Origin of the sequence: Actinocatenispora thailandica, assembly GCF_016865425.1 — a bacterium.
Classification (GTDB): Bacteria; Actinomycetota; Actinomycetes; order Mycobacteriales; family Micromonosporaceae; genus Actinocatenispora; species Actinocatenispora thailandica.
On record NZ_AP023355.1, the window covers coordinates 6,429,153 to 6,453,664 of the forward strand.

Annotated in this window: 30 protein-coding genes and 1 pseudogene; 18 read left to right on the forward strand and 13 right to left on the reverse strand. The window is 71.9% G+C overall.

Going from position 1 to position 24,512, the window contains the following annotated elements:
* Nucleotides 1–14: 14 nt before the first annotated feature.
* The gene (locus Athai_RS28800) at nt 15–740 is read right to left on the reverse strand and encodes an SDR family NAD(P)-dependent oxidoreductase (protein ID WP_203964389.1); all 726 of its coding nucleotides are present in this window, start codon (nt 738–740) and stop codon (nt 15–17) included.
* Between the two features lie 103 nt (nt 741–843).
* On the opposite strand from Athai_RS28800, the gene Athai_RS28805 reads away from it, so the two are divergent.
* Nucleotides 844–1,692 (forward strand): LysR family transcriptional regulator, encoded by an 849-nt coding sequence (locus Athai_RS28805; protein WP_203964390.1) that lies wholly within the window; start codon nt 844–846, stop codon nt 1,690–1,692.
* A gap of 33 nt (nt 1,693–1,725) precedes the next feature.
* Here the strand turns inward: Athai_RS28805 and Athai_RS28810 are convergent, their stop codons facing one another.
* Nucleotides 1,726–2,109 carry an ArsR/SmtB family transcription factor gene (locus Athai_RS28810; RefSeq protein WP_203964391.1) on the reverse strand — a complete coding sequence of 128 codons (384 nt, stop codon included), beginning with the start codon at nt 2,107–2,109 and terminating at the stop codon, nt 1,726–1,728.
* A 79-nt stretch (nt 2,110–2,188) separates the two neighbouring features.
* On the opposite strand from Athai_RS28810, the gene Athai_RS28815 reads away from it, so the two are divergent.
* Nucleotides 2,189–3,403 (forward strand): MFS transporter, encoded by a 1,215-nt coding sequence (locus tag Athai_RS28815; protein ID WP_203964392.1) that lies wholly within the window; start codon nt 2,189–2,191, stop codon nt 3,401–3,403.
* A gap of 98 nt (nt 3,404–3,501) precedes the next feature.
* Here the strand turns inward: Athai_RS28815 and Athai_RS28820 are convergent, their stop codons facing one another.
* Nucleotides 3,502–5,082, reverse strand: a complete 1,581-nt coding sequence (locus Athai_RS28820) for an MFS transporter (RefSeq protein ID WP_203964393.1) — start codon at nt 5,080–5,082, stop codon at nt 3,502–3,504.
* A 188-nt stretch (nt 5,083–5,270) separates the two neighbouring features.
* On the opposite strand from Athai_RS28820, the gene Athai_RS28825 reads away from it, so the two are divergent.
* Nucleotides 5,271–5,957, forward strand: coding sequence for a TetR/AcrR family transcriptional regulator (locus tag Athai_RS28825; RefSeq protein WP_203964394.1), 687 nt, complete (start codon nt 5,271–5,273; stop codon nt 5,955–5,957).
* 78 nt (nt 5,958–6,035) lie between these two features.
* Here the strand turns inward: Athai_RS28825 and Athai_RS28830 are convergent, their stop codons facing one another.
* The gene (locus tag Athai_RS28830; protein WP_203964395.1) at nt 6,036–6,683 is read right to left on the reverse strand and encodes a response regulator; all 648 of its coding nucleotides are present in this window, start codon (nt 6,681–6,683) and stop codon (nt 6,036–6,038) included.
* On the reverse strand, nt 6,680–7,879 hold the full coding sequence (locus Athai_RS28835; protein ID WP_203964396.1) for a sensor histidine kinase: 1,200 nt from the start codon (nt 7,877–7,879) through the stop codon (nt 6,680–6,682). Before Athai_RS28835 ends, Athai_RS28830 begins: the two co-directional genes overlap by 4 nt.
* Nucleotides 7,880–8,002: 123 nt before the next feature.
* Here Athai_RS28835 and Athai_RS28840 point away from each other — a divergent pair, with 123 nt between their 5' ends.
* From Athai_RS28840 to Athai_RS34950, 5 genes are read left to right on the forward strand one after another with little or no spacing between them, the layout of a single operon-like run.
* Nucleotides 8,003–8,914, forward strand: coding sequence for an ABC transporter ATP-binding protein (locus tag Athai_RS28840; protein WP_203964397.1), 912 nt, complete (start codon nt 8,003–8,005; stop codon nt 8,912–8,914).
* Complete coding sequence (locus Athai_RS28845; RefSeq protein WP_203964398.1) at nt 8,911–9,750, forward strand: ABC transporter permease; 840 nt, start codon at nt 8,911–8,913, stop codon at nt 9,748–9,750. The genes Athai_RS28840 and Athai_RS28845 overlap by 4 nt, the downstream gene beginning before the upstream one ends.
* Before the next feature lie 8 nt (nt 9,751–9,758).
* Nucleotides 9,759–10,910 (forward strand): alpha/beta hydrolase, encoded by a 1,152-nt coding sequence (locus tag Athai_RS28850; RefSeq protein ID WP_203964399.1) that lies wholly within the window; start codon nt 9,759–9,761, stop codon nt 10,908–10,910.
* On the forward strand, nt 10,907–11,308 hold the full coding sequence (locus Athai_RS34545; protein ID WP_239157230.1) for an acyltransferase: 402 nt from the start codon (nt 10,907–10,909) through the stop codon (nt 11,306–11,308). The genes Athai_RS28850 and Athai_RS34545 overlap by 4 nt, the downstream gene beginning before the upstream one ends.
* Nucleotides 11,263–12,339 carry an acyltransferase family protein gene (locus Athai_RS34950; protein ID WP_275422591.1) on the forward strand — a complete coding sequence of 359 codons (1,077 nt, stop codon included), beginning with the start codon at nt 11,263–11,265 and terminating at the stop codon, nt 12,337–12,339. The genes Athai_RS34545 and Athai_RS34950 overlap by 46 nt, the downstream gene beginning before the upstream one ends.
* 58 nt (nt 12,340–12,397) lie before the next feature.
* Here the strand turns inward: Athai_RS34950 and Athai_RS28860 are convergent, their stop codons facing one another.
* Entirely contained in the window at nt 12,398–12,850 is a 453-nt protein-coding gene (locus Athai_RS28860) for a GNAT family N-acetyltransferase (protein WP_203964400.1), read from the reverse strand.
* A gap of 77 nt (nt 12,851–12,927) precedes the next feature.
* On the opposite strand from Athai_RS28860, the gene Athai_RS28865 reads away from it, so the two are divergent.
* Nucleotides 12,928–14,514, forward strand: coding sequence for an alkaline phosphatase D family protein (locus tag Athai_RS28865; RefSeq protein WP_203964401.1), 1,587 nt, complete (start codon nt 12,928–12,930; stop codon nt 14,512–14,514).
* 101 nt (nt 14,515–14,615) lie between these two features.
* Here the strand turns inward: Athai_RS28865 and Athai_RS28870 are convergent, their stop codons facing one another.
* Nucleotides 14,616–14,873, reverse strand: coding sequence for a hypothetical protein (locus tag Athai_RS28870; RefSeq protein ID WP_203964402.1), 258 nt, complete (start codon nt 14,871–14,873; stop codon nt 14,616–14,618).
* Nucleotides 14,864–15,145: a hypothetical protein gene (locus Athai_RS28875; RefSeq protein WP_203964403.1), complete on the reverse strand. Its 282-nt coding sequence runs from the start codon at nt 15,143–15,145 to the stop codon at nt 14,864–14,866. Before Athai_RS28875 ends, Athai_RS28870 begins: the two co-directional genes overlap by 10 nt.
* A 484-nt stretch (nt 15,146–15,629) precedes the next feature.
* Here Athai_RS28875 and Athai_RS28880 point away from each other — a divergent pair, with 484 nt between their 5' ends.
* The 7 genes from Athai_RS28880 (at nt 15,630) to Athai_RS28910 (ending at nt 18,417) form a co-directional block, all read left to right on the forward strand.
* Nucleotides 15,630–16,517: a helix-turn-helix domain-containing protein gene (locus Athai_RS28880; RefSeq protein WP_203964404.1), complete on the forward strand. Its 888-nt coding sequence runs from the start codon at nt 15,630–15,632 to the stop codon at nt 16,515–16,517.
* Between the two features lie 16 nt (nt 16,518–16,533).
* Nucleotides 16,534–16,734, forward strand: coding sequence for a DUF397 domain-containing protein (locus Athai_RS28885; protein WP_203964405.1), 201 nt, complete (start codon nt 16,534–16,536; stop codon nt 16,732–16,734).
* Nucleotides 16,735–16,868: 134 nt separating this feature from the next.
* The gene (locus tag Athai_RS28890; protein ID WP_420829851.1) at nt 16,869–17,060 is read left to right on the forward strand and encodes a DUF397 domain-containing protein; all 192 of its coding nucleotides are present in this window, start codon (nt 16,869–16,871) and stop codon (nt 17,058–17,060) included.
* A gap of 184 nt (nt 17,061–17,244) precedes the next feature.
* Entirely contained in the window at nt 17,245–17,439 is a 195-nt protein-coding gene (locus Athai_RS28895) for a DUF397 domain-containing protein (protein ID WP_203964407.1), read from the forward strand.
* A gap of 134 nt (nt 17,440–17,573) precedes the next feature.
* Nucleotides 17,574–17,765, forward strand: a complete 192-nt coding sequence (locus Athai_RS28900; RefSeq protein WP_203966396.1) for a DUF397 domain-containing protein — start codon at nt 17,574–17,576, stop codon at nt 17,763–17,765.
* A 134-nt stretch (nt 17,766–17,899) separates the two neighbouring features.
* On the forward strand, nt 17,900–18,091 hold the full coding sequence (locus tag Athai_RS28905; protein ID WP_203966396.1) for a DUF397 domain-containing protein: 192 nt from the start codon (nt 17,900–17,902) through the stop codon (nt 18,089–18,091).
* Between the two features lie 134 nt (nt 18,092–18,225).
* A complete protein-coding gene (locus Athai_RS28910) occupies nt 18,226–18,417 on the forward strand; it encodes a DUF397 domain-containing protein (protein WP_203966398.1) in 192 nt (63 codons plus the stop codon).
* A 358-nt stretch (nt 18,418–18,775) separates the two neighbouring features.
* On the opposite strand, the gene Athai_RS28915 is transcribed toward Athai_RS28910, so the two are convergent.
* Nucleotides 18,776–19,141, reverse strand: a complete 366-nt coding sequence (locus tag Athai_RS28915) for a hypothetical protein (protein ID WP_203964408.1) — start codon at nt 19,139–19,141, stop codon at nt 18,776–18,778.
* Between the two features lie 410 nt (nt 19,142–19,551).
* On the opposite strand from Athai_RS28915, the gene Athai_RS28920 reads away from it, so the two are divergent.
* Entirely contained in the window at nt 19,552–19,773 is a 222-nt protein-coding gene (locus Athai_RS28920; protein WP_203964409.1) for a hypothetical protein, read from the forward strand.
* A gap of 39 nt (nt 19,774–19,812) precedes the next feature.
* Here the strand turns inward: Athai_RS28920 and Athai_RS28925 are convergent, their stop codons facing one another.
* The 4 genes and pseudogenes from Athai_RS28925 to Athai_RS28940 all read right to left on the reverse strand — a co-directional run bounded on the left by Athai_RS28925 (nt 19,813) and on the right by Athai_RS28940 (nt 23,731).
* Nucleotides 19,813–20,022 carry a hypothetical protein gene (locus tag Athai_RS28925; RefSeq protein WP_203964410.1) on the reverse strand — a complete coding sequence of 70 codons (210 nt, stop codon included), beginning with the start codon at nt 20,020–20,022 and terminating at the stop codon, nt 19,813–19,815.
* A 328-nt stretch (nt 20,023–20,350) separates the two neighbouring features.
* Nucleotides 20,351–21,550: an MFS transporter gene (locus Athai_RS28930; protein WP_203964411.1), complete on the reverse strand. Its 1,200-nt coding sequence runs from the start codon at nt 21,548–21,550 to the stop codon at nt 20,351–20,353.
* Between the two features lie 584 nt (nt 21,551–22,134).
* A pseudogene (ligD, locus tag Athai_RS28935) lies at nt 22,135–23,139 on the reverse strand (non-homologous end-joining DNA ligase); the annotation flags it as partial.
* Between the two features lie 61 nt (nt 23,140–23,200).
* Entirely contained in the window at nt 23,201–23,731 is a 531-nt protein-coding gene (locus Athai_RS28940) for a DUF1697 domain-containing protein (RefSeq protein WP_203964412.1), read from the reverse strand.
* A gap of 155 nt (nt 23,732–23,886) precedes the next feature.
* On the opposite strand from Athai_RS28940, the gene Athai_RS28945 reads away from it, so the two are divergent.
* The gene (locus tag Athai_RS28945) at nt 23,887–24,456 is read left to right on the forward strand and encodes an HU family DNA-binding protein (RefSeq protein ID WP_203964413.1); all 570 of its coding nucleotides are present in this window, start codon (nt 23,887–23,889) and stop codon (nt 24,454–24,456) included.
* Nucleotides 24,457–24,512 lie beyond the last annotated feature (56 nt).

Sequence of the window (24,512 nt, forward strand, 5' to 3'; positions counted from 1 at the left end):
TGCGTGCCGGGCCGTTACCAGGGGACGACGCCGTTGTCGTCGAAGAAGCCGCCGTTCGGCCCGTCGTCCGGCAGCGTGGCCAGCCGGATCGCGATCTGGGCCCCCTGCTCGGGCGTCCGCACGCCCCGGAACCCGTTCAGGTCGGTCGCGCAGAACCCCGGGCAGCCGGTGTTGATCAGGATGTCGGTGTCGGCCAGTTCCTTGACGTACTGCGCGGTCAGCGCGTTGAGGAACGTCTTCGACGCCGCGTACGCGGCGGAGATCGGCCCGACCTCCGCCCCCGGCGTGGTCTGCAGCGTCAGCGAGCCGACGCTGCTTCCCATGTTCACGATCCGCGGCGACGCGGAGCGACGCAGCATCGGCAGCATCGCGTTGGTGACGCGCAGCACGCCGATCACGTTGGTCTCCACCGCCGCCCGGATGGTCTCGGCGGCCACCGTCGTCGGGGTCTGCGGCATCCCGCCGGTGATGCCGGCATTGTTGACCAGTACGTCGAGACCGCCCGCCTGGGCCTCGATCAGGTCGGCGGCGGCGGCCACGCTGGCGTCGTCGGTCACGTCCAGCGGTACGCCGAACGCGTCGGCGCCGGCGGCCCGCAGCTTCGCGACGGCTTCCTCCCGGCGCCGGTCGTCCCGGCCGCCGACCCCGACCCGCCAGCCGAGGGCGCCGAGGCCGGCCGCGATCTCGTACCCGATGCCCTTGTTCGCGCCGGTCACCAGCGCGATCGTCGATTCGCTCATGGCTCGATCGTCGGTCGCTGCCGGTCCCGGCTCCAACACCGATCGGGTACCCGGCGATACCGCACCGGTATCGATCCCGGTCGGCACGGGATACCGTGGCGGCATGGAGACGCGGGAGCTGCGGTACTTCGTCGCGGTCGCCGAGGAGTTGCACTTCGGCCGCGCGGCGCAGCGACTCGGCATCGCGCAACCGCCGCTGTCCCGGGCGATCCGCCAGCTCGAACGGCGGCTCGGCGCGACCCTGCTGGAGCGCTCCAGCCGCGCGGTCGCGCTCACCGAGGCCGGTGCCACGTTGCTGCGGGAGGGGCGGGCCGCGCTGGACGCGGTCGACGCCGCCGATCGCCGCACCCGCCGGGCCGCCCACGCGCCGGCCGGCGCCGGCCGCATCGTGCTCGTCACCAAGGCAGGCGCCGCCAGCGAACTGCTCGCCAAGCTGCTCGACGCGTACGCCGCCGAGCCGGGCGCGGTCGACGTCGACGTGGTGCTGTGCGGCCCCGGCGAGCAGGAACGGCTGCTGCGGACCGGGCACGCCGACGTCGGCCTGCTGCATCTCCCGTTCGACCGGATTGCCGGCCTGGACACCGAGGTGCTGCGGACCGAGGGGCAGGTGGCGGTGCTGCCGGCCGGGCATCCGCTGGCCGGCCGGGCGCAGGTACGGATGGCCGAGGTCGCCGCGCTGCCCGAGCAGCCGCTGCCGCGCTGGCCGGCCGACGACGGCAGCTATCCGGAGGGCCCCGGGCCGCGGATCCGGGACCACACCCAGCTGCTTCAGCTCGTCGCGCTCGGCCGAACGGCGGCGGTGCTGCCCGAGTCGGTCGGCGCCCACCTGCACGACGGTCTGGTCGCCGTGCCGGTGGTGGACGCCGCCGAGGTCACCACGGTCATCGCCTGGCCGCCGCAGACCCGTTCCCGCCCGATCGCCGCCCTCATCGACACCGCCACCCGCCTCTGACCCGCCCGCCGCCCGTCCCGGCCCGCCGTCGGACTAAACCGACGGGTCGGTGCCGGCGGGACGCGGCGAGTCCTGGTCGGTGGCCGTGGCGGCGATGAGGTCGAGGAGACCGGGGAACCGCTGGTTGAGGTCCTCGGTGCGAAGCCGGCTGCGCCGTTCGAGCCCGTACTGCCGTTGGTGGAGCAGACCGGCTTCGCGGAGCGCCTTGAAGTGGTGGGTGAGGCTGGATTTCGGCCGGTCGAAGCCGAACCAGCCGCAGGGGTGGTCGAACTCGTCCGATTCCAGCAAAAGTTTGCGCGCAACGGTCATGCGCAGCGGATCGGCCAGCGCACCGAGCACCGTCTCCAGGCGCAGTTCCGCGGCGGCCGGCTCCGGAAGGAGGGGTGGCCGCTCGGTCTCGGTTGCAGCGTCGCTCACGAGCCCATCCTAGCGCCTTGTACGAAGATTCTCGTACTGCTACGTTGCAGTACGACTTTTCTCGTACAAGGAGGCTGGCGTGGCGGTGGTGAGCGAGGCCCCGACGCGGGCCGGGACGACCTGGCAGCTGGTCCGGGCGGCGTGGGCGGTGACGGCGGTGTTCGCGTTGTCGAACTCCCCGACCCCGCTGTACGTGTACTGGCAGCACGAGTTCGGATACTCCGCGGGGACCCTGACGGTGGTGTTCGCCGCCTACATCGCGGGCCTGGCGCTGACCCTGCTGGTCGCCGGGCGCGCGGCCGACCGGTACGGCCGGAAGCGGGTCGTCGTGCCCGGGATCGGGGTCGCGCTGGTCTCGGCGATGCTGTTCGTCACCGCCGACGGCGTCGCGGCACTGATCGTCGCCAGGCTGCTGGTCGGCGTCGCCGTCGGCATCGTGGTGTCGGCCGGCATGGCCGCGGTGGTCGACCTGGGTGGCGAGCACCGCCGCCAGCTGACCTCGATGCTCGCCTCCATCGCGATGGTCTTCGGAGCCGGGCTCGGCCCGCTCCTCGGCGGTGTCGCCTACCAGGCGACTCCGCGGCCGGTGGGGTGGGTCTTCAGCGTCAACATCGTGCTGCTGGTCGTCGCCCTGCTCGGTTACGCGGGACTGCCCCTGGACCGCCCAACCGGGCGGCGGTCCCCGGGGTTCCCGTGGCCGCGCGTTCCGCACGTACCTGCCCCGAACCGGGTCCACCTGTTCCGCGGCGCGGCCGTGTTCGCACCCGGGCTGACGGCCACCTCGTTCGTCCTGTCGCTGGGGCCGTCACTGCTGGTCCTGGCGGTGGGGAACACGTCGCCGCTGCTGGCCGGCGGCGCCGCGTGCGTGATGTTCCTCGCCGCTACCGGATCCCAGCTGGTGCTCGGTCGACTGGAGGTACGGCGCCTGTTCGGGCTCGGCGCCGCCAGCACGGTCCTGGCGATGGTCGCCGTGCTCGCGACGCTCGCGACCAGGAGCCCCGTCCTGTTCGTCGCGGCCGCCCTTCTCGCGGGCAGCGGGCAGGGACTCGGCCAGCTCGGCGGGCTGCGGCTGATCGCCCAGCACGTCGAGACCGACCGGCGGGCCGAGGCCAACGCGGCACTGAACATCAGCGCCTACCTGCCCGCCGCAATCCTCACGGTGGCCACCGGCTACGCCGTCGGCAGGTGGGGCATGCAACCGGCGAGCGCGACCCTGGCGTCCGTTCTCGGCGCCGTCGGTCTGCTCCTCGGCCTGGCCGCCGCCCGGGCGACCGCCACCCGTGCTTCGCGGTGACGCCGAGTTCGCCGCCGAGGGCATCGCCCACGTCGAGCGGACCGGCGACGGCAACGGCCGGCGGTAACGGCCGGCGACGAACGTGGTGGCCGGTCCCGCTAGACGTGCGGCACGGCCGGGCCGGAAGACTCGCTGCCCCGGCGGATCAGCAGCGACAGCGCCACCGCGACCGCGGCGACCACGGCCGCCACGGTGAACGCCAGGTGCATCCCGTCCAGGAACGACAGGTTGCTGGCCTTGGTGATCAACATGGCGATCTCCGCCTTGGTACCCGGCGGCACCGGCGCGACCCCGCCGGCCACCGCGCCCTTCGCCGCGTCGACCTGCGCCGGCGTCAGCGCCGGCAGGTGCTGGTCGGTCCAGTGCCCGTTGAGCACGCTGCCGACCCGGGCGGTCATCACCGCGCCGAGCACGGCGGTACCGAGGGCGCCACCGACCTGCATGGCGGCCTGCTGGACGCCGGACGCGACACCGGACAGCTGCACCGGCGCGTTGCCGACGATCACCTCGGTGGCGCCGACCATCACGACCGACAGCCCGAGGCCGAGGATGACGAACCACAGCGAGGTGAGCCCGGCGGAGGCGTCCATCGGCAGCCGGGACAGCCCGAACATGGCGATCGCGACAGCGGCCATCCCGGTGGCGACCGGGCCGCGTGGCCCGATCCGCCCGATCAGCGCCCCGGCGATGGGCGAGCCGACCACCATGCCGGCGGTCATCGGCAGCAGCCGGACGCCGGACTGGACCGGCGACAGGCCGTGCACCAGCTGCAGGTAGAAGGTGACGAAGAACAGCGAACCGAACATCGCGAACGCCATCAGGACCATCAGCACGGTACCGACGGACAGCGAGCGGGAGCGGAACAGTCCGAGCGGCAGCAGGGGGTCCCTGGCGGTGCGCTCGCGCAGGATGAACAGCGCCGCGAACACCGCGGCACCGACGAACAGGCCGATGGTGCGCCAGTTGCCCCAGCCGAAGTCGGACGCCTTGATCACGCCGAACACCAGCGCGAACATCGCCACCGACAGCAGCGCGATGCCCGGGATGTCGGCCCGGGAGCCACGGTCGACCCGGTGGTTGCGGCCCAGCACGACCAGGCCGAGGATCAGCGCCAGCGCGCCGACCGGCAGGTTCACGAAGAACACCCACTGCCAGTTGACGTGCTCGACGAGCAGACCGCCGACGATCGGCCCGGCCGCGGTGGACAGCCCGATCGCGGCACCCCAGATGCCGATCGCGATGTTCAGCTTCTCCCGCGGGAACGCCTCGCGCAGCAGGCCGAGCGCCGCCGGTTGCAGCAGCGCGCCGAACACGCCCTGCAGCACCCGGAACGCGATGATCAGGCCGATGCTGTGCGACAGCCCGATGATGCCGGAGCTGGCGGCGAACCCGACCACGCCGACCAGGAACATGCTCTTGTGCCCGAACCGGTCGCCGAGCTTGCCGGCGGTGACCAGGAAGACGGCCAGCGCGAGCAGGTAGCCGTTCGTGATCCACTGCAGGTCGGACAGGGATGCGTGCAGCGACTTGCCGATGGCCGGGTTGGCGATGGCGACGATGGTGCCGTCCAGCGCCACCATGATCACGCCGAAGGCGACGGCGACGAGGGTGGCCCACGGGCCCCCGCGGCCGGTGCTGCGTGCGGTCGAGATCGCCGTACCGGCCGCAGTGGTACTCATGCTGGGTCTCCCCCGTGCAGATGGATTGATGGTGGGCGGTCGGCGCGCGGCGAGCTGTCCCCCAAAGACACCCGTTGAACGGGCTGTGCCGCGCCGCGCTGCCGACGCCCGAGCCGCGCTCCCCCGCGCGACTCAACCCCCGCGACACAGCATATTGTCAGTCGCTGACAAGTGGCAATGTGAGACACATGACCCTGACGGCGGGGCCAGGACCGGTGACCATCGAGGAGGAGGTGGGTGCGATGACGGAGTCGGCGGGGCTGCGCGAGCGCAAGAAGCAGCAGACGCGCGCGGCGCTGATCACGGCCGCCCAGCGGTTGTTCGCCGAGCAGGGGTTCGACGGCACCACCACGGACGAGATCGCCGCCGCGGCCGACGTGTCGCAGCGCACCCTGTTCCGGTACTTCGCCGGCAAGGAGGAGATGGCGCTCGCGCCGATGGCGGAGATGCAGGACCGGTTCACCGAGGAGGTACGGCGGCGCCCGGCCGACGAGCCGCCGATGACGGCGCTGCGCCGCGCCGCCCGGGAGATGATCGGCGGCTTCGCCGGTGACGAGGAGGCGACCGAGCAGCGCCGCCAGATCCTCGGCGCCACCATCGATCTGGTCAACCGCACCCCGGCACTGCTGGCCGAGAACCTGCGCCGGACCGTGGACCGCGGCGAGCGGCTGGCCCGGTTGCTCGCCGAGCGCGAGGGCGTCGACCTGACCGACGACCCGCGGCCACGGCTGGCGGTCACCACGTTCGACGGCGCGCTGCGGGTGGCCACCCTCAGCTCGTGCGACGCCGCCGCCATCGACCCGGTACGGATGGGTCAGGAGCTGGAGCGCTGCCTCGCCGCGCTGCCGGACATCTTCCAGCACTGGCGTACCTGACCGGCGCGGCCGATCGGACCCGGGACGGACGGGGCCGCAGCGAACGGCACCAGCCCCAATCAGTCCACAGTGGACAATTCAGGACACCAGCCCGGTGCGGTGCGCGATGATCACCAACTGCACCCGGTCACGCGCGTCCAGCTTGGTGAGCAGCCGGGCCACGTGCGCCTTGGCGGTGGCGGCGCTGATGTAGAGCTGGCCGGCGATCTCGGCGTTGGACAGTCCGCGGCCGACCAGCGTCAGCACCTCGCGTTCCCGATCGGTCACCGCATCCAGTGCCGGTACCGCCCGGGTCGGGGCCGGCCGGTCCACGAAGTCGGCGATCAGCCGCCGGGTCACGCTCGGTGCGATCAGCGCGTCGCCGGCGGCCACCACCCGGATCGCGGACAGGATCTGCTCCAGCGCCATGTCCTTGACCAGGAAGCCGCTCGCCCCGGCGCGCAGCGCGCCGTAGACGTACTCGTCCTCGTCGAACGTGGTCAGCATCAGCACCCGCGGCGGATCGGCCGCGGCGGTGATCCGGCGGGTCGCCTCGATCCCGTCCAGATCCGGCATCCGGATGTCCATCACCGCCACGTCCGGCGCGGTCTCGGCGGCCAGTCGCACCGCCTCGACGCCGGTACCGGCCTCCGCGACCACGGTGAGGTCGGGCGCGTCGGCGATCAGCACCCGCAGCCCGGACCGGATCAGCGGCTGGTCGTCGGCCAGCAGCACCCGGATCGTCATGCCGGCACCGGAATCGTGGCGGCGACCCGGAACCCGCCGGCGCTGCGTGGCCCGGCGTCGAACTCGCCGTGCAGCAGCGCGACCCGCTCCCGCATCCCGGCGATGCCGTACCCGGCGCCGACCGGCCCGCCGGTCCCGTCGTCGGTGACCACGATGCGTACCTCCGTGTCCGTTGCGGAAAGCTCGATCCGGCACCGGTCCGTACCGGCGTGCCGGATGACGTTCGTCACCGCCTCCTGCACGATCCGGTACGCGGCGAGGTCGACGTCCGGCGGCAGGTCGGTGTCGCCGGTCCGGACCAGGGCCACCCGCACGCCGGCCTGCTCGGCCCGGTCGACGAGGGTACCGACCTCGGCGAGGCCCGGTGCCGGCCCGAGCGGCGCGGCGCCCTCCTGCAGGTCGGACTGGCGCAGCGAGCCGAGCATCCGGCGCAGCCCGGCCAGGGTGTCCCGGCTGGTGGCCTCGATCGCGGTCAGCGAGTTGCGGGCCTCGGCGGGCTGGCTGTCGATCACCCGGGCACCGACGCCGGCCTGGATCGCGATCACGCCGACGTTGTGCGCCACCATGTCGTGCAGCTCGCGGGCGATCCGCAGCCGCTCCGCCTGTACCGCCTGGGCGGTGTGCTGTTCGCGTTGCGCCGCGGCGAACTGCCGGCGCTGCCGGGCCGAGTTCCCGATCACCCAGGCCACCACGGTGAGCAGCACGACGACCAGGCTCCCGTAGTCGGCGTTGGCGACCCGGAACGCGTACAGGCAGAGCACCTGCATCGCCAGCGCCACGGACGCGAACGGGACGGACACCCGCCGCGGCCAGCTCGCCGCCACGTAGCCGATCGCCAGCGTCAGCACCGCGATGTGCAGCTCCCGCAACGCGAGCAGGTTGCCCTGCGAGTACCCGCCGGGGTCGGGGCGCACCGGGTAGACCAGGCCGGGCAGCGGCGAGACGCGTGGCGGTGTCGGCGTGACCACCGTGCACAGCACCAGCAGCCCGGCCAGCAGCGAGCCGAGGCCGACCAGCGGGCGGCGCCGCAGCAGCAGGTAGGGCAGCAGCATCGCGAGCACCGGCAGGACGAACCGGGCCGGGCCGGACAGCCGCAGCAGCAGCACGGCCGCGAGCAGGAACGGCGACCCGACCGCGGTGCACCAGACGGCGACGGTCACCCGTCGTCGACGGGGTGGGGTGGCGGTGCTGGACATGCGCCGAGCCTAGCGGCCGGCGCCGCCCCGGCCATCGATCCGCGGGCGTACGCCCGCGGGCCACCCCGGGTGGCGCCCGCGGGCCGATGCCCGCAACCCGCCCGAACCGGCAGTGTCGTGCCCATGATCGACGTCAACGAACTGACCAAACGGTACGGGAAGGCCACCGCGGTGGACCGGCTCACGTTCACCGTGCGGCCGGGGCAGGTGACCGGTTTCCTCGGCCCCAACGGTGCCGGCAAATCGACCACGCTGCGGCTGCTGCTCGGCCTGCACCGGCCGACCTCCGGTACCGCCACCGTGGACGGCCGGGCGTTCGCCGACCGGCCGCGCGGCCTGCGCCACGTCGGCGCGCTGCTCGACGCGGCCGACGTGCACGGCGGCCGGAGCGGGTACGCGCACCTGCGCGCGCTGGCGGCGAGCAACCGCATCCCGCGCCGCCGGATCGACGAGGTGCTGGCCGAGGTGGGGCTGGAGTCGGCCGCCCGGCGCCGGATCGGCGGCTACTCGCTGGGGATGCGGCAGCGGCTCGGTATCGCCGCGGCGCTGCTCGGCGACCCGCCGGTGCTGCTGTTCGACGAGCCGCTCAACGGGCTGGACCCGGAGGGCGTGCTGTGGGTGCGCGGGCTGTTCCGGCGGCTGGCGGCCGAGGGCCGCACCGTGTTCGTCTCCAGCCACCTGATGCGGGAGATGGAGCACACCGCCGACCATCTGATCGTGATCGGCCGGGGCCGGCTGGTCGCGGACGAGTCGCTGGCCGAGTTCGCGTCCCGTGGCGAGGGGCTGCGGGTCGCCGTGGACACGCCGGATCCGGCCACCCTGACCGCGGTGGTCGAGGTCGCCGGCGGCAGCGCGGTACCGGCACCGGACGGGACGCTGACCGTCACCGGCCTGACCGCAGCGCGGGTCGGCGAGCTGGCCTACCAGCACCGGATCCTGTTGCGCCAGCTGACCACCCGCAACGCCTCGCTGGAGGAGGCGTTCCTGGCGCAGACCGCGGACGCGGTCGACTACCTGGCAGGAGAGAACCGATGACGACCACCGCCGCACCGCGCCTGGACGCCGAACCGGCCGCCCGGTTCACCGACCTGATCGCGGCCGAATGGCTCAAGTTCGTCTCGTTGCGGTCGACCCGGTGGGGCGTGCTGTTCAGCGCCGTCGTGGTGATCGGGATGAACGCCTACGCCGCGCTGTCCGACTACCGCAACTGGCCGACCTACAACCCGCAGATCCGCGCCGAGTTCGTGCCGTACTGGGCGATGCACGACGCGTTCACGGCCGGTGCGGCGATGGTGACGATCCTCGCCACCGGCACGATCGGGGTGCTCGCGATCGTCAGCGACTACGCGAGCGGGCTGGCCCGCACCACGTTCGCCGCGGTACCGGCGCGCAGCTCGGTGGTGCTGGCGAAGGCGACGGTGCTCACCGCGGTGCTGTTCGGGTTCGGCGTGCTGGTCGCGGGCGGCTCGTTCGCCGCCTCGCAGGGCATCCTGGCCGGCCGCGGGATCAACGTGACGCTCGCCGACCCCGGCGTACTGCAGGGTCTGGTGGCCGTGGCGCTCCTGCCACCGGTGTGCGGGCTGGCCGGGCTCGCGCTCGGCGCGCTGGTCCGGCACGTCGCCGCCAGCCTGGTGACCGCGGTCGCGCTGCTGCTGCTGTTCCCGGCGCTGCTGGACGGCCGGCGGCACCTGTCCGCGACGCTCCTGCACGCCCAGCCGTACGGCGCCTGGTCGGTGCTGCACCAGATCCACGGCCCGGCGGGCATCTCGCCCTTCCCGGCCACCCCGGCCGGGTGCTTCCTGACGTACGGGATCTGGGCGCTCGCCGCCGTCGTCGTCGCCGCCCTCGCGGTGCGCCGGCGGGATCTGTGATGCGCCCGATGCCGACCCGGCCCGCCCTGCGGGCCGCCGCCACGCGGCTGCGCGCGCTCATGGTTCGGCGCGGGCCGCGCGCGGTCACCGGCGTGGCCAGGCTGGGGGTGCTGTTCGAGCGCCAGCGGATCCGCACCGGGGTGCTGGCCGCCGTGGTCGCGCTGTCGCCGACGGCCGCGACGGTGCTGGCGCCAGCGGCGCCGAACCGGCCGGCGGCCCCGATCGGTACCGCGGCGTGGCGGGCCGACCCGCGTGCGCTGCCCGATCCGGTGACGGCCGAGCCCGCCGCGGTACACCGGTTCTACGCCACCGAGTCGCCGGCGGCACGACGCGCGCTGGCGCGGCGGTACCCGGGTGTCGTCGGCAGCTCGGACGGGGCGCCGGTCGCGTTGCGGTACGCAGCGAACCGGGTCGCGATGCGCGCGGCCGGGCCACGCTTCGCCGACCGGACCGGCCGGTACCTGCTGTTCGATCCGCGCGGCGACGGGCGGGTCGCGGAGGTGTTCGGCGACCTGGCACACGCCGACCGGATCGCCGTACTGGTACCGGGAGCCGGGGACGACGCGGCGAACTTCTGGTCCGGCGCCGGTGGCCGCGGCTACCGAGCGCTGGCCCGCCAGGCCGGCCAGCTGTACCGGCAGGGCGTGGCGCAACGCTCCGGGTTCGCGGTGATCGCCTGGCTCGGCTACCGCACCCCGAAGGGGGTGTCGCTGAGCGAGGCACGCGAGGACCTGGCCCGCACCGGCGCCGACGCGCTGGTCCGGTTCGTGGCCGGGCTGCGCGCCGTCCGTCCACATGCGACGGTCGCGGTGCTGGCGCACAGCTACGGATCGGTCGTGATCGGGCTGGCCGCGCGGCGGCTACCGGCGCAGGTCACCGACCTGGCCGTGGTCGGCAGCCCGGGCATGGGCGTCGACGACGTGTCCCGCCTCGGTACCACCGCGCGGGTCTGGGCCGGCCGGTGCCCCGGCGACTGGATCCGGTGGGTACCGAAGGAGCAGGTGTTCGGGCTCGGGCACGGTCGGGCTCCGACCGACCCAGCGTTCGGTGCGCGCGTGTTCGGCACCGGCGGGGTCGACGACCACGACCACTACTTCGCTCCCGGTACCGAGTCGCTGGCGAACCTCGCCGCCATCGCCACCCGCGGGTCGCTGCGATGACCGCCACGCGGCGCCGTGCGGACCCGGGCCGGGCGCCGTCCCGGTACCGGGTCTGGGCGGCGCAGGTCGCCGCCGCGACGCCGGGCGCGCGGGATCGTACCGTCGATGCGTTGCGGGCGGTGGCGATCGCCGGCGTGGTGCTGGGGCACTGGCTGGTCTCCGCGATCGTCGCCGACCCGGACCGGCCGGCCGCGCTGCACGGCGCGAGCCCGCTGTCGGCGCTGCCGGCGCTGGCGCCGGCGAGCTGGCTGTTCGAGACGTTGGGGCTGTTCTTCGTCGCCGCCGGCTACGCCGCCGCCCGCCCGCGGCGCTCCACCGGCCACCTCCACCCCCGGTCGACGGTGCGGTCCGCGTGCCAGCGGGTCGCTCGTCGTGGCGTACCGCCGCAAGCCGGCTGAGGCGCCCGGGAGTCGTCCGGCTGGCGGTACCGGTGCTGGTGCTCGCGGCGGTGTGGCTGCCGGCGCTGCTGGTGCTGGACCTGGTCGGGGCGCCGGCCGAAACCCGGCGGCTGGTCGTCTCGCTGGTCAGCCACCCGCTGTGGTTCCTCGCCGTCTACCTGGTCCTGGCCGCCGCCGCGCCGCTGCTGCGCCGCGTGATGTCACGCTGCGGGCTCTGGTCGGTACTGCCGGCGGTGCTCGCCGTCACCACCGTCGACGCCGCCCGCGGCGGCGGGCTGCCGTCCTGGCTGGCGCCGGTGGCGACGCCGGTCGCCTGGTCGGTGCCGTACCTGCTCGGCATCGCCCTCGCGCAGGGCCGGCTGCCCCGCCGGGCCGGCGGCGCGCTGCTCATCGGCGGCATCGCCGGCGTCGCCCTGCTGCTGCGGCTCGGCTACCCGGCCAGCGCGGTCGGCGTACCCGGCGACCACTGGTCGAACCTGGACCCGCCGTCACTGCTCGCCCTCGCGCTCGCCGCCGCCCAGCTCGGCGCGTTCCTGCTGGTACGGCCGTGGCTGGCCCGGTTGCTGAGCCGGCCGGCGGCGTGGGCGCCGATCGCCGGGCTCAACCGGGCCGCGATGACCGTGTACTGCTGGCACCAGAGCGCGCTGCTGCTGGTGACGTTCGCCGCGGTACCGCTGGGGCGGCTGCCGGGCCTGCTCGACCGGCCGAGCGCCGGCTGGGTGGCGCACCGGTTGTACTGGCTGCCGGTGTTCGCCGTGACCCTCGTCGCGCTCTGCCGGCTGTTCCACCGGCCACACCGCCGTCCGGTCCCGATCGGCCCGCACCGCCACCCGGACCCGGCCGGGCCGCACCGCAGCCCGGACCTGGTCGGCCCGCGCCGCGATCCGGTCCCGATCGGCCCGCGCCGTTGCCCGGACCTGGTCGACCCGGGTGCCGCCGGTCAGGCGGTCAGCAGTTCGGTGGCGTCGCCGTGCACGATCAGCACGTCACCGTCGGAAAGCTCCCAGCGCGGCCGGTCCGCGGCCGTGTAGGCGGCGGCGAGCCGACCCGCAGCCCAGCACCATCAGGCTGCGAAGAAAAGCCTCACAGTCAGTCGAGCGGCCGGCTGAGCCGGACGTCCTCCTCCTGGTAGCCGAGCGAACGGTAGAAGGCGCGGGCGGTCGCGTTGGCGGCGCCGGTCTCCAGCGTCAGCCGGCGCAGCCCGCGGCCGGCCGCCCACCGGTGCGCGGCCTCCATCAGCGCCCGCCCGATGCCGGACCGCGCGGCGTCCGCGGCGACCACCAGCTCTCCCACGTACCCGTCGGCCTCGCCGGTGAAGTGCCGGCGCTCGCCGGCATGCACGAACCCGACCACCCGCCCGGCGAGGACCGCGACCCAGACCGGTTCGGCACCGTCGATCGCGTCGGCGACCCAACCGCGCACCGCCTCGCGCACCGCGGCCGGGTCGCGCCACGGTGCGACGCCCTCGGTCAGCCGTGGCGCCAGGGCGAGCACCGCGTCGGCGTCGGCGGCCCGGTACGGGCGGATGACCAGATCGGGCATACGGGGATTCTGCCACCGTTTCGGCGTTGTCACCGGCAGGTCATCGTGCGTTCGGGTTCGGCCGGTACGACGGCGGTATGACGAAACTCCGGAGCGGTACGAGGAAGCTCAGCCGGCGGGCGCTGTTCGGCGGCGCGCTGGCGGCCGGCGGCACGCTCGCGGTGCCGGGGCTGGCCAGGCCGGGATTCGGCGCCCCCGCGCTGGTGCGGTCGGGCCGGCCGGCGCTGACCCACGGCACCCAGGTCGGCGATATCGAGTACGGCACCGGCACCGTCTGGACCCGCGCGGACCGGCCGTCCCGGATGGTCGTCGAGATCTCCGCCGACCCGCGGTTTCGCCGGGTACGCCGGCTGCGCGGGCCGCTGCTCACCCCGGACAGCGACCTGACCGGCAAGACGGTGCTGCACGGGCTGCCCGCCGGCCGGGACATCCACTACCGGGTGACCGCCGTCGACGTCCGGGACGACACGCTCGCCTCCGAGCCGCTGATCGGCCGGTTCCGTACCGTGCCGAACCGGCCGCGGGACGTGCAGTTCCTGTGGTCCGGTGACCTCGGCGGGCAGGGCTGGGGAATCGACGTGTCGCGCGGCGGGTACCGGATCTTCGACGCGATGCGCGCGCTGGACCCGGACTTCTACCTCTGCAACGGCGACAACATCTACGCCGACGACCCGATCGAGGCGCGGGTGACGCTGCCGGACGGGTCGATCTGGCGCAACCTGGTCACCGAGGAGAAGTCGAAGGTCGCCGAGACGCTCGACGAGTACCGCGGGAACTACAAGTACAACCTGGCCGACGAGCCGCTGCGGCGGTTCTACGCCCAGGTCGCGCAGATCCAGCAGTGGGACGACCACGAGACGCACAACAACTGGTACCCGGGCGAGATCCTCACCGACGACGCGTACACCGAGAAGCGGGTCGACGTGCTGAAGTACCGGTCGCAGCAGGCGTGGCACGAGTACACGCCGATCACGCCGCGGTACGACCGGGAGGACCGGATCTACCGGGTGCTGCACCACGGGCCGCTGCTCGACGTGTTCGTGCTGGACATGCGCTGGTACCGGGACGCCAACTCGGCCGACAAGCAGACCTACAACGACGGCGGCATCCTCGGCTACGAGCAGGCCGCGTGGCTGAAGCGGGAGCTGGCCCGGTCGAGGGCCACCTGGAAGGTCATCTCCAACGACATGCCGCTGGGCATCGTCGTCTCCGACACGCTGGAGGGCAAGCAGCACTACGAGGCGGTGTCCCAGGGCGACGACGGCAAGCCGCTCGGGCGGGAACTGCAGATCGCGGACCTGCTGTCGTTCCTCAAGCGCGAGGACATCCGCAACGTGGTGTGGCTGACCACGGACGTGCACTACACCGCGGCGCACTACTTCGACCCGGCGCGGGCGGCGTTCACCGACTTCAACCCGTTCTGGCAGTTCGTGTCCGGGCCGCTCAACGCCGGCGCGTTCCCGGCCAGCCCGGTCGACCAGACGTTCGGCTGCAACCAGGTGTTCGTGCAGTCCCCGCCGACGGCGAACGCGTCGCCGGCCACCGACTACCAGTTCTTCGGCCGGGTGCAGATCGACGCGGCGAGCCGGGAGCTGACCGTGCACCTGCACAACAACACCGGCGCCTCCGTCTGGTCGAAGACCCTCACCCCGCACCGCCGCTGACTGCGGGCCCCTCGCCGGCCACGTCGGCCGAGGGGCCGGTGGGCCGATCAACGGATTCGTGCGCGATGTCGTGCCCGGATCCGTTGATCGGCCAGGGTGGGTCACCAGTCGGGCCAGACCGGGTCGGGCAGCTTGTGCACCTGGTTGGTCGGGACGTCCTGCTCGCAGTGCCACTGGGTCAGGTCGGGGTGGATGAGGTAGCCGGCGAGGTGCACCCAGCCGGGGATGCGGCTGTCGGAGACGGCGAGCACCCGGTACGGCCGGTCGGACAGGTAGGCGGGCAGGCCGACCAGGTCACCGACCCGCGGCCGGTAGCCGATCGCCGTGGCGCGGGCCCGATCGCCCGGGATCACGACCACGGCGAACCGCCCCGGCCCGCGACGACCGGCACCCGGGCGCGGCCGACGTGCCCGGCGCGCCGGCGCGCGGCGAGCGCCTGCGCCTCGGCGTACGGGTCGCGGAGGCGCCCGACCGCCCGGCCCCGGCGGCTGCTCTCCCGGCCCCTGCGGCTGGTCGCCCGGCCCCGGCGGCTGGTGGCCCGGTCGAGCAGGTAGACGGCCAGCGCGCCGAGCGCCAGCACGCCGACCAGGAACGCGGCGCAGATCGCCGCGGCGTAGGTTGCCGCGTCCATCACCGCCACCACCCGTCCGGATCGATCGGGCGGTCGGCGATCTCGTCCCGCCAGGTACGGATCCGCGCGGCGACTCGCCCGAGCGCGCGCACGATAGCCTGGTACCGCTCCATCGGCTTTCTCCAATCGGTCGATGGGGCGGGGCGCGATGCGGGCTTGCCGGCAGGCATCGCGCCCCACCATCTGTGGGGCCGGCCGCCGGGTACGGCGGCGACCGGCCCGTCTGTGACCGGACCGCCGCGCTACGGGGGAGTACGCGCTCGCTTGCGGTCCGGCCGGTCTCGTTGCGGGCGCCGCACACTGCGAGGTCCCAACCGACAGCAGCGGCCAGCGCCCCTGTCATCCGTCACGCCCAGTCACCTTGTGGCTCGATGGCGTCACGTCCGACACGGAGGACAGTAGACCCGAACATGCCAAACACGCAAGATTCCGATTGGGCGTGTTCGTGTTGACCATAGTTCCGATTCGACGGATGATGCTCCACATGACCACACGACGGGTAAGTCCGACGGTGCCCACGCGGCGTGTCGCATCCACCCTGCGCATGTACCGCGAACGGAAGGGGATGGGCGTCGGTGAGGCAGCGGCGGCCGTCGACCACCAGTCGAGTTGGCTGTCCCGCATCGAAGGCATGGAGAACAGGCCGCACCCGAACGATGTGCAGGCGCTGCTGATGCAGTACGACGTTGAGCAGCCGATCATCGAGGCGGTGAAGGCAGTTGCGCGGCAGTCGCGCAAGCGCGGTTGGTGGTACCCGTACCACGACGTCTTGCCGGACTGGTTCGGCCAGTACCTCGGGCTCGAATCGGACGCCTCGACCATCCGCGCGTTCGATGGTCTGGCCGTTCCTGGCCTGCTGCAGACGGAGGAGTACGCGCGAGCGATGGTGCAGGCGCTCGTGACTCGGCAGTCCTCCGCCGAGATCGACCGGTTCACCCGACTGCGGATCGAGCGGCAACAACGCATCACCGACGACGAAGACCCGGTCCAGTTTCGCGCCGTGCTCGACGAGGGCTTGCTCTGGCGGCAGGTCGGCGGCCGGCAGGTGATGATCGAGCAGATCGAGCGGCTGTTGGAGGTCGGCCAGCGCCCGAACGTCGAGATCCAGGTGGTGCCCAGCTCAGCCGGTGCGCATGCCGGTATGGACGGCAGTTTCGTCGTCATGGACTTTCCGCCGCTGCCAACGCCGTTCCCCACGATCGATGACCGCATCGCGTATGTCGACCTGCTGGTCGGCGCGAAGTACTTCGACAACCCTGCCGAGGTGGCGCCCTACGAGGCGGTCTGGGAGCAGCTTCGCGGCGACGCTCTGTCGTCCGATGAGTCCGACGCACTCCTGCGTAGAATCGCGAAGCGTCTAGCGGCTCACTAACAGAAAGGAGCGCGGGGTGCCCTCACCAGACCTCTCCCGCGCCCGATGGCGCAAGAGCACACGTAGCGGTAACTCCGGTAACTGCGTCGAGGTTGCTGGCAACGTCCCGGGCATCGTCGCCGTCCGGGACAGCAAGGACCCGCACGGCCCGGCACTGGTGGTCGTGCCAGCCGCGTTCGCCGCGTTCGCCGCGGCCGTCAAGTCCGCGAACCTGTAGCGAGACGCGAACATGTGGCCCCCGGCTGTTCCAGCCGGGGGCCACATCGTCTTCGCGCTCAGTTCGGCACCGACGACTCGGTAGGGTTCATTCGCAAGCTCCTCTCCGAGACATGAAAGGAGCGCGGGATGACCGTGGACCTGACCCGCGCCCTGTGGCGCAAGAGCACCCGTAGCGGCGGCAGCGGCAACTGTGTCGAAGTGGCCGACAACCTGCCGAACGTCGTCGCCGTCCGGGACAGCAAGGAGCCGCACGGCCCGGCGCTGGTGGTCGACCCGGCATCGTTCGCCGCGTTCGCCGCGGCCGTCAAGTCTGCGAACCTGTAGCGAGCAACGACCAGGGAGCCCCGGCCGAATCCGGTCGGGGCTCGCGTCGTGTAGCGGGACCCCTACCTCGGAAAGCCTGGTGCAAAACCGCCATCTCCCCGCTTCCAACGGGCATCGATCAGCATTGTTGGGAAGCGGCCACGTCCGGACCGCTTCATGGAACGAACTGCTGAGGAGGTCAACGATGGCTGACCTGACCTGCGCTGTCTGGCGCAAGAGCACCCGTAGCGGGAACACCGGTAACTGCGTCGAGGTTGCCGGCAACGTCCCGGGCATCGTCGCCGTCCGGGACAGCAAGGACCCGCACGGCCCCGCGCTGGTGGTCGAACCGGCGTCGTTCGCCGCGTTCACCGCGGCCGTCAAGTCCGCGAACCTGTAGCGAGACGCGACCATGTGGCCCCCGGCTGTTCCAGCCGAGGGCCACATCGTCTTCGCGCTCAGTTCGGCGTCGGCGACTCGGTAGGGTTCATTCGCAAGCTCCTCTCCGAGACATGAAAGGAGCGCGGGATGACCATGGACCTGGCCCAGGCCCGCTGGTGCAAGAGCACCCGTAGCAACGGCACGAACAACTGTGTTGAAGTGGCATCCAACCTGGCGGGCATCGTCGCCGTCCGGGACAGCAAGGACCCGCACGGCTCGGCGCTGGTGGTCGACCCGGCATCGTTCGCCGCGTTCACCGCGGCCGTCAAGTCCGCGAACCTGTAGCGAGACGCGACCATGTGGCCCCCGGCTGTTCCAGCCGAGGGCCACATCGTCTTCGCGCTCAGTTCGGCGTCGGCGACTCGGTAGGGTTCATTCGCAAGCTCCTCTCCGAGACATGAAAGGAGCGCGGGATGACCATGGACCTGGCCCAGGCCCGCTGGTGCAAGAGCACCCGTAGCAACGGCACGAACAACTGTGTTGAAGTGGCATCCAACCTGGCGGGCATCGTCGCCGTCCGGGACAGCAAGGACCCGCACGGCTCGGCGCTGGTGGTCGACCCGGCATCGTTCGCCGCGTTCACCGCGGCCGTCAAGTCCGCGAACCTGTAGCGAGACGCGACCATGTGGCCCCCGGCTGTTCCAGCCGAGGGCCACATCGTCTTCGCGCTCAGTTCGGCGTCGGCGACTCGGTAGGGTTCATTCGCAAGCTCCTCTCCGAGACATGAAAGGAGCGCGGGATGACCATGGACCTGGCCCAGGCCCGCTGGTGCAAGAGCACCCGTAGCAACGGCACGAACAACTGTGTTGAAGTGGCATCCAACCTGGCGGGCATCGTCGCCGTCCGGGACAGCAAGGACCCGCACGGCTCGGCGCTGGTGGTCGACCCGGCATCGTTCGCCGCGTTCACCGCGGCCGTCAAGTCCGCGAGCCTGTAGCGAGACAGATCTGATGCGAGCCCTGGCCGACCCCGGTTGGGGCTCGTATCGCGTGGCGCACTCTACGCTGGGAAGAGCCGAAGCAACGCCATTCGGTTCGCCGCGGCCGTGAAGTCCGCGAAGCTGTAGCAAGAACGAACGCGCGATCCCCGGACGGATCCGGCCCGACTCGCCCCGGGGCCACTGACCTCGGCCGCGACCAACCGTCCTAACCTGCCGACATCCAAGCTGACATGGTCGGCGCAGCCCAATCCCGAACCGCCAGTCGAGGAATATCCGACCAGTGCGCCAGCGGCTGCGACGATCGACGCCTCCTGCTGTGTACACAGACACACAGCCGTAGCCTGCCGGCGCGACCTCAGTGTTGGGAAACATCCGGATCGAAGGATTTCCATCTCCCCAGACTCGGAATGTCTTCTCGCAATGCCGAGAATAAATCCGCCTGAACAGACATGTCCGTGAAGTTGCTGATCGTATTGACAGCGTTCATGAACGGGTTGATCACGCCAACAACGATCGCGCCGAAGGAAATCCCAGAGATCGCCATGACGAATCCGCTGCCAAACGCGACATAGACGACCGGCTTGTCCTGCCATCCGAACGAGATCACGAATACGGCAATCAGGAAGACCAGCATGCCAAGAACCATGAACCTGGCCGAAATGATGCACACCGACCATTCAGGGCGTTTCCTGAGCTGCCGTATCGCGTCATCAATGGCCATTCACCCTCCTCTTGGCGATACGGTCGGCGCAATGTGCTCGAATGGGTCGAACCCGTCGATAGTGGAGCGAGCAACGCCGCCGGCCGCACCGGTGAGCCAGGCCGATCGAACCAACATAAACGGATCAAGAGCGACGAAAGGTGAAGGTCTTCCCTTCATCTGGGTCCCCGATCGAGAAGTTGATAGTCCACTTCCCATCCACGAAATCCGCAAAAGCGCAGTCGTTGCCAGCCCACGTCCCAATATCGAAGGATATTTGGTTCCGGCCGTCAAAATACCATCTTCCCTTACCAGTCCAAGGGTGCCGGAAGGTATCGCTGTCCAGTAGCTGCAGCGGAAGTTGAACGCCTTTCATAGTTCCATCCTCCGCGAGTAACAATCGCGTGGCGCCTCGCCCGTACCAGGACCCTGTGACGTCGCTTGTCCTGGCCGAGCGGAACCAAGAAGAGCATCCTGCAGTCATCACGAGTAACACGATCGCGAAGGCCAGAGCGACCGTCGACAGATCGCGCCACACCGGCAGCGTTGGCCGCGTCGCATTACCCGCAATCACTGATCCGGACACGATGGACCATCCTGCCACCAAGGCATCGCGCGTGCAAGCCTACTATCAAGAGAGTGATCAGGAGTGAGGGCGGCGTGGCCGCTCAAGCTAATCAACGTTCGATGCTTCACGAGATAGGACGCGCGATCGCCACGATATAAAACAGGAAGAGCAAGAGCGCTAGCACGGTCGCGTCACATAGGATCAGGAGAGCAATGCCGATCAACTTGCCCACACGCCTATTTTGTCGATAGGAAAGTGTGAGGTAGACCAACCCCAGAGACATCAAGATGCAGGCGAGGCCGCCGATTATCAACATCAACACAAAGAGCGGCACACCCGATCTCCTTCGCATGGTGGCAAACTCAAACGCGAGCGCTCGTGCCAGGCGGTGTGGCAGAACACTATCCGGCGGCGTGGCCGGCCGGTCCCGAGCCGCCGGCTGATCGCCCTGGCGTGGCGGCACCGCCCATCCGGTTCTCTCCGCCGAGCGCACCGCCCTGCACGCCGCCGGCGACCGGCCGCGCCGTAGGCCGGGGCTGGTCACCGTGGGCCGGGGCCGCCGGCGACCAGCCCCGGCCCACGGCGCCGTGACGGTCCCCTCGCCCGCGCCGCCACCGACACGGACCAGCGCCGGCCACGGCCGGCCACGGGCCGGCGTCCGCTCAGCGGCCGCGGAGACCAGCGCGGAACAGCGCCAGCGCGAGTACCAGGGCGAGTGCGGCGAGGGCCGCCACGCTTGGCCAGCCGGCCGCGGAGAGGACCAGCCCGCCGACCGTGGTGCCGGCGGTACCACCGACGAAGTACACCGTCATGTACGCGCTGTTGAGTTGCGCCGGCCGGCTCGGGTCCAGGCCGAGCACCCGGGACTGGTTCGCCACCTGCGCGGCGAACAGGCCAGCGTCGAACAGCGCCAGCGCCAGCAGCAGCGGCACCGGATGGGCGAGGCTCGCGCCCAGCAGAGCCGTGCACCCGGCCGCGACCAGCAGGCCGCAGCACACCACCCGCGACCAGCCGAACCGGTCCGCCAGCCGCCCGGCGAAGCGGGTCACGACCATGCCGAGCAGCCCGGCCAGCGCGTAGAGCCCGATGGTGCCCGGCGGCAGCGAGACCGGCGGCCGGGCCAGCGCGAGCGACAGCCCCACCCACACCAGGCTGAACGCGAAGAACCACAGCGCGCCGGACAGCGCGGCGAACCGCAGCGAGCGATCGGCCCAGACCAGTCGGGGCAGCGCCACCAGCACCGTGCGGTACCCCTGCGTCGGGGACAGCTGGCGGTTCGGCAGGGTGCGCAGGGCGGCGAGGCCGAGCAGGACGCAGGCCGCGGCGAAGCCGGCCAGCATCAGGCGCCAGCCGAACCGGTCCGCCAGCACCCCACCGAGGATGCGGCCCAGCACGATACCGGCGGAGATGCCGGCGGTGACCGTACCGACGGTGCGGCCCCGGCGGGCGCCGCCGGAATACCGGCCGGCCAGGCTGCTCAGCTGCGCGCCGGTGCTCGCGCAGGCGCCCGCAACGAGCAGCCCGAACCCGAGCAGGACCGGGTTCGGCGCCGCGGCGGCCACCGCCAGGCCGGCACCGAGCAGCGCGAGCTGACCCGCGATCAGCCGGTTCGAACGCCAGCGATCCGCCAGCGGGACCAGCAGGACCAGCCCCACCAGGTAGCCGGCAATCGGTACGCCGGCGAGCATGCCGACGGTCGACAGCGACGTGCCGATGCCCGCCGCGACGTCGGACAGTTCGGGTTGCAGGACGTAGCTCGTGGCGGTTGCCACCGCGGCGGCCAGCGTCGACGCGCCGAGCCCCGCGGCGCCCAGCCCAGGTGTGCGTACGGTCGCCCGTTCGGCCGTCAGGGTCTGCGTCATACGGCAACGCTAGAAAGCGCGCCGCCACCGGTGCTGGCGGCAATCCGACCTGGCAGTCCGCCACGGCGACCCGGCATCCGCGGGTCGACGGCGGCAGGCGCGAGCCGGCGTCCAGCGGTCGACGACGGCCCATCGTTGGCCGGCCCGCTGTGACCGGCGTTCGCCGGGGGGCGGCGATCCGCAGTCGACCGGTCGGTGGTGCCGCCCGGACCCGGTCAGGCGAACGGGTCGTAGTCGGCGTCCAGCGGTTCCTGCTCGGGGCGCTCGTCGGCCGGGACGTGTTGCAGGTTGAGCCGGATCCGGGTCCAGGTGCTGCTGCGACCGCGCATCGAGTCGACCAGCACGTCGGCCGGCTCCAGGTGCGGCCAGACCTCCGGGTGGCGCTGCTTCCAGCGTTCCAGCGCGGCCATCGCCTCGTCCTTGGTGCGCGCCCGGGCGATCTCGACCAGCGGCATGGTGGTGCGCCGCCGGCCGGTCGGGCCGCTGGACTTGCCGGGGGCCGGCGGTGGCACCGCACCGACCTCGGCGTCACCCGCCTGCCCGTCCGGCTGATCCGCGTCGGGCTCCCCCGCGCCCGGCTGGTCCGGGCCGGGCCGGCGCTTGGACGGCTGCACCCGGCGCGGCTCGCCGCGCTGCTTGGCGAAGTGCGGCGGCCACGGCGCGTCGCCCAGCCCCGCCTCGGCATCCCGCTCGGCCAGCTCCAGCAGCCCGGTCAGCGAACCGGCGGACGCGTCGATGCCCTGCCACGGGTCGCCGAACTCCGCGTACCGGGCCGGCACGGTGTCGATGGTGAACGCCGCCGGATCACAGTCGGGCACCTCGTCCCAGCGCAGCGGGGTGGAGACCCGGGCGTCCGGGGTGGGCCGGATCGACCAGGCGCTTGCCGTGGTGCGGTCCTTCGCGTTCTGGTTGTAGTCCACGAACACGCCGTGCCGCTCCTCCTTCCACCACTTGCTGGTGGCAAGGTCCGGGGCGCGCCGCTCCACCTCGCGGGCCAGCGCCACCGCCGCCCGGCGCACCTCGGTGAAGGTCCACCGCGGTTCGATCCGGCAGTACACATGGAATCCGCGCGAGCCGGACGTCTTGGGCCAGCCGGTGAGGCCGACGTCGGCGAGCACCGCGCGGATCAGCAGCGCCACCTCGCGGATCTGCGGCCAGCCGACACCGGGCACCGGGTCGAGGTCCACCCGTAACTCGTCGGGGTGACCGAGGTCGCTGGCGCGCACCGGATGCGGGTGCAGGTCGACGCAGCCGAGGTTGACCACCCAGGCGAGCTGGGCGGCGTCGGTCAGCACGATCTCGTGCGCGCTGCGGCCGGACGGGAACTTCAGCTCGACGGTCTCCACCCACGGCGGCCGGTTCTGCGGCGCCCGCTTCTGGTAGAACGCCTCCCCGTCGACGCCGTTGACGTACCGCTTGAGCGCCATCGGCCGGCCACCGACCGCGCGCAGCACGCCCTCGGACACGGAAAGGTAGTAGCGCACCAGATCGAGTTTGGTGCGGCCGGAGGAGGGGAAGAAGACCTTGTCCGGGTTGGTGATCGGGACGTCCCGCCCCGCAACGTCCACTATCTCCCGTCGACTGGGCATGGCCCCACGATACGGTGCGGCGCCCACCCCCGGCGCGAATTGAGCCCGGCCGATGCAGCGGTCAGGTTTCCATCAGCTCCAGCAACCGGCGCACCGTCCGCCAGTTCCGGGCGGTACCGACGCCGACGATGCGCCGCAACGCCGGTTCCAGCCGGGACTTGTGCACCCCGCCGGGCAGCCACAGGTACAGCTCGCGGCCCAGCAGCTGGAACCGCTCCGGCTCGTACCGCTGCGCGTCCAGCTCGGCGAGCCGGCCCGGATCCGGCTCGGCGTCGAGGAACTGCACCAGATAGCGGGCCTCGTCGGCGGCGATCGAGCCGAACGGGTCGGCCGCCAACACCGCGCGCAGCTGGGCGGCGGTGCGCACCAACACCGGTACGTCGAGGCCGAACTCGGACTCGATCGCGGCCCGAATCAGCGCTGCGGTACGGTCTGCGGGCGTGGCCGCGGAAAACACCGCGTTGCCGCTTTGCAGGTGGGTGCTGATTCGCGCATAGCCAAGCTCGGCCAACATCGCACGCAACTCGGCCATGCCGACTCGGTTGCGGGTACCGAGATTGACCCCGCGCAGCAGTGCCAGTTGTCGTTCCACGGCGGTCTCCTTCGGGGCGCGCGCCGCCCGCCGAACGGCTGATTCCTGCGGAACGGGCGGGTATTCGCGCTGTCCTGTTTGGTCAGTGGGATAGTGGCATGCATACTTGCTCGCGAAAGTACAGCGCATCCGCGCGAAGACTTGAGGAGACTGTTGTGAACAAGGCAGAGCTGATCGAGGCACTGGCGGCCCGGCTCGGCGACAAGAAGACCGCCACCACGGCGCTGGAAGCCGTGCTGGACGAGATCCAGCGCACCGTCGCCAAGGGCGGCAAGATCTCGCTGGCCGGCTTCGGTGTCTTCGAGAAGCGGGCTCGCGCGGCGCGCACCGCCCGCAACCCGCGGACCGGCGAGACCGTCAAGGTGAAGAAGACCTCGGTGCCGGCGTTCCGCGCCGGGCAGGGCTTCAAGGACGTGGTGACCGGCAAGAAGAAGATCGCCGCGGCGAAGAAGACCGGCGCGAAGAAGGCCGCCGCGGCGACCAAGACCGCGAAGGCCGCGCCCGCCAAGAAGACCACCACCGCGGCCAAGAAGACCACCGCGAAGAAGACCGCGCCGGCCAAGACCACGGCCAAGGCCGCGGCGAAGAAGACCACCGCGAAGAAGACCACGGCGGCGAAGAAGACCACCGCCAGCGCGGCGAAGAAGACCACGGCGGCGAAGAAGACCACCGCCCGCAAGACCGCCACCAAGTCGGCCGCGAAGCGCACCCCGCGCAAGCGCTGACCGTCCGAACCGGGCGGCGCCGTCGGTGCCGCCCGGATCCCCGAGGCACGTCGCCA

Coding starts and splice junctions, on each gene's coding strand:
- Athai_RS28800 (WP_203964389.1), bottom strand. CDS start 740: ATGAGCGAATCGACGATCGCGCTGGTGACCGGCGCGAACAAGGGCATC.
- Athai_RS28805 (WP_203964390.1), top strand. CDS start 844: ATGGAGACGCGGGAGCTGCGGTACTTCGTCGCGGTCGCCGAGGAGTTG.
- Athai_RS28820 (WP_203964393.1), bottom strand. CDS start 5,082: ATGAGTACCACTGCGGCCGGTACGGCGATCTCGACCGCACGCAGCACC.
- Athai_RS28825 (WP_203964394.1), top strand. CDS start 5,271: ATGACCCTGACGGCGGGGCCAGGACCGGTGACCATCGAGGAGGAGGTG.
- Athai_RS28830 (WP_203964395.1), bottom strand. CDS start 6,683: ATGACGATCCGGGTGCTGCTGGCCGACGACCAGCCGCTGATCCGGTCC.
- Athai_RS28835 (WP_203964396.1), bottom strand. CDS start 7,879: ATGTCCAGCACCGCCACCCCACCCCGTCGACGACGGGTGACCGTCGCC.
- Athai_RS28840 (WP_203964397.1), top strand. CDS start 8,003: ATGATCGACGTCAACGAACTGACCAAACGGTACGGGAAGGCCACCGCG.
- Athai_RS28845 (WP_203964398.1), top strand. CDS start 8,911: ATGACGACCACCGCCGCACCGCGCCTGGACGCCGAACCGGCCGCCCGG.
- Athai_RS28850 (WP_203964399.1), top strand. CDS start 9,759: ATGCCGACCCGGCCCGCCCTGCGGGCCGCCGCCACGCGGCTGCGCGCG.
- Athai_RS34545 (WP_239157230.1), top strand. CDS start 10,907: ATGACCGCCACGCGGCGCCGTGCGGACCCGGGCCGGGCGCCGTCCCGG.
- Athai_RS28860 (WP_203964400.1), bottom strand. CDS start 12,850: ATGCCCGATCTGGTCATCCGCCCGTACCGGGCCGCCGACGCCGACGCG.
- Athai_RS28865 (WP_203964401.1), top strand. CDS start 12,928: ATGACGAAACTCCGGAGCGGTACGAGGAAGCTCAGCCGGCGGGCGCTG.
- Athai_RS28875 (WP_203964403.1), bottom strand. CDS start 15,145: ATGGACGCGGCAACCTACGCCGCGGCGATCTGCGCCGCGTTCCTGGTC.
- Athai_RS28880 (WP_203964404.1), top strand. CDS start 15,630: ATGACCACACGACGGGTAAGTCCGACGGTGCCCACGCGGCGTGTCGCA.
- Athai_RS28895 (WP_203964407.1), top strand. CDS start 17,245: ATGGCTGACCTGACCTGCGCTGTCTGGCGCAAGAGCACCCGTAGCGGG.
- Athai_RS28900 (WP_203966396.1), top strand. CDS start 17,574: ATGGACCTGGCCCAGGCCCGCTGGTGCAAGAGCACCCGTAGCAACGGC.
- Athai_RS28905 (WP_203966396.1), top strand. CDS start 17,900: ATGGACCTGGCCCAGGCCCGCTGGTGCAAGAGCACCCGTAGCAACGGC.
- Athai_RS28910 (WP_203966398.1), top strand. CDS start 18,226: ATGGACCTGGCCCAGGCCCGCTGGTGCAAGAGCACCCGTAGCAACGGC.
- Athai_RS28915 (WP_203964408.1), bottom strand. CDS start 19,141: ATGGCCATTGATGACGCGATACGGCAGCTCAGGAAACGCCCTGAATGG.
- Athai_RS28930 (WP_203964411.1), bottom strand. CDS start 21,550: ATGACGCAGACCCTGACGGCCGAACGGGCGACCGTACGCACACCTGGG.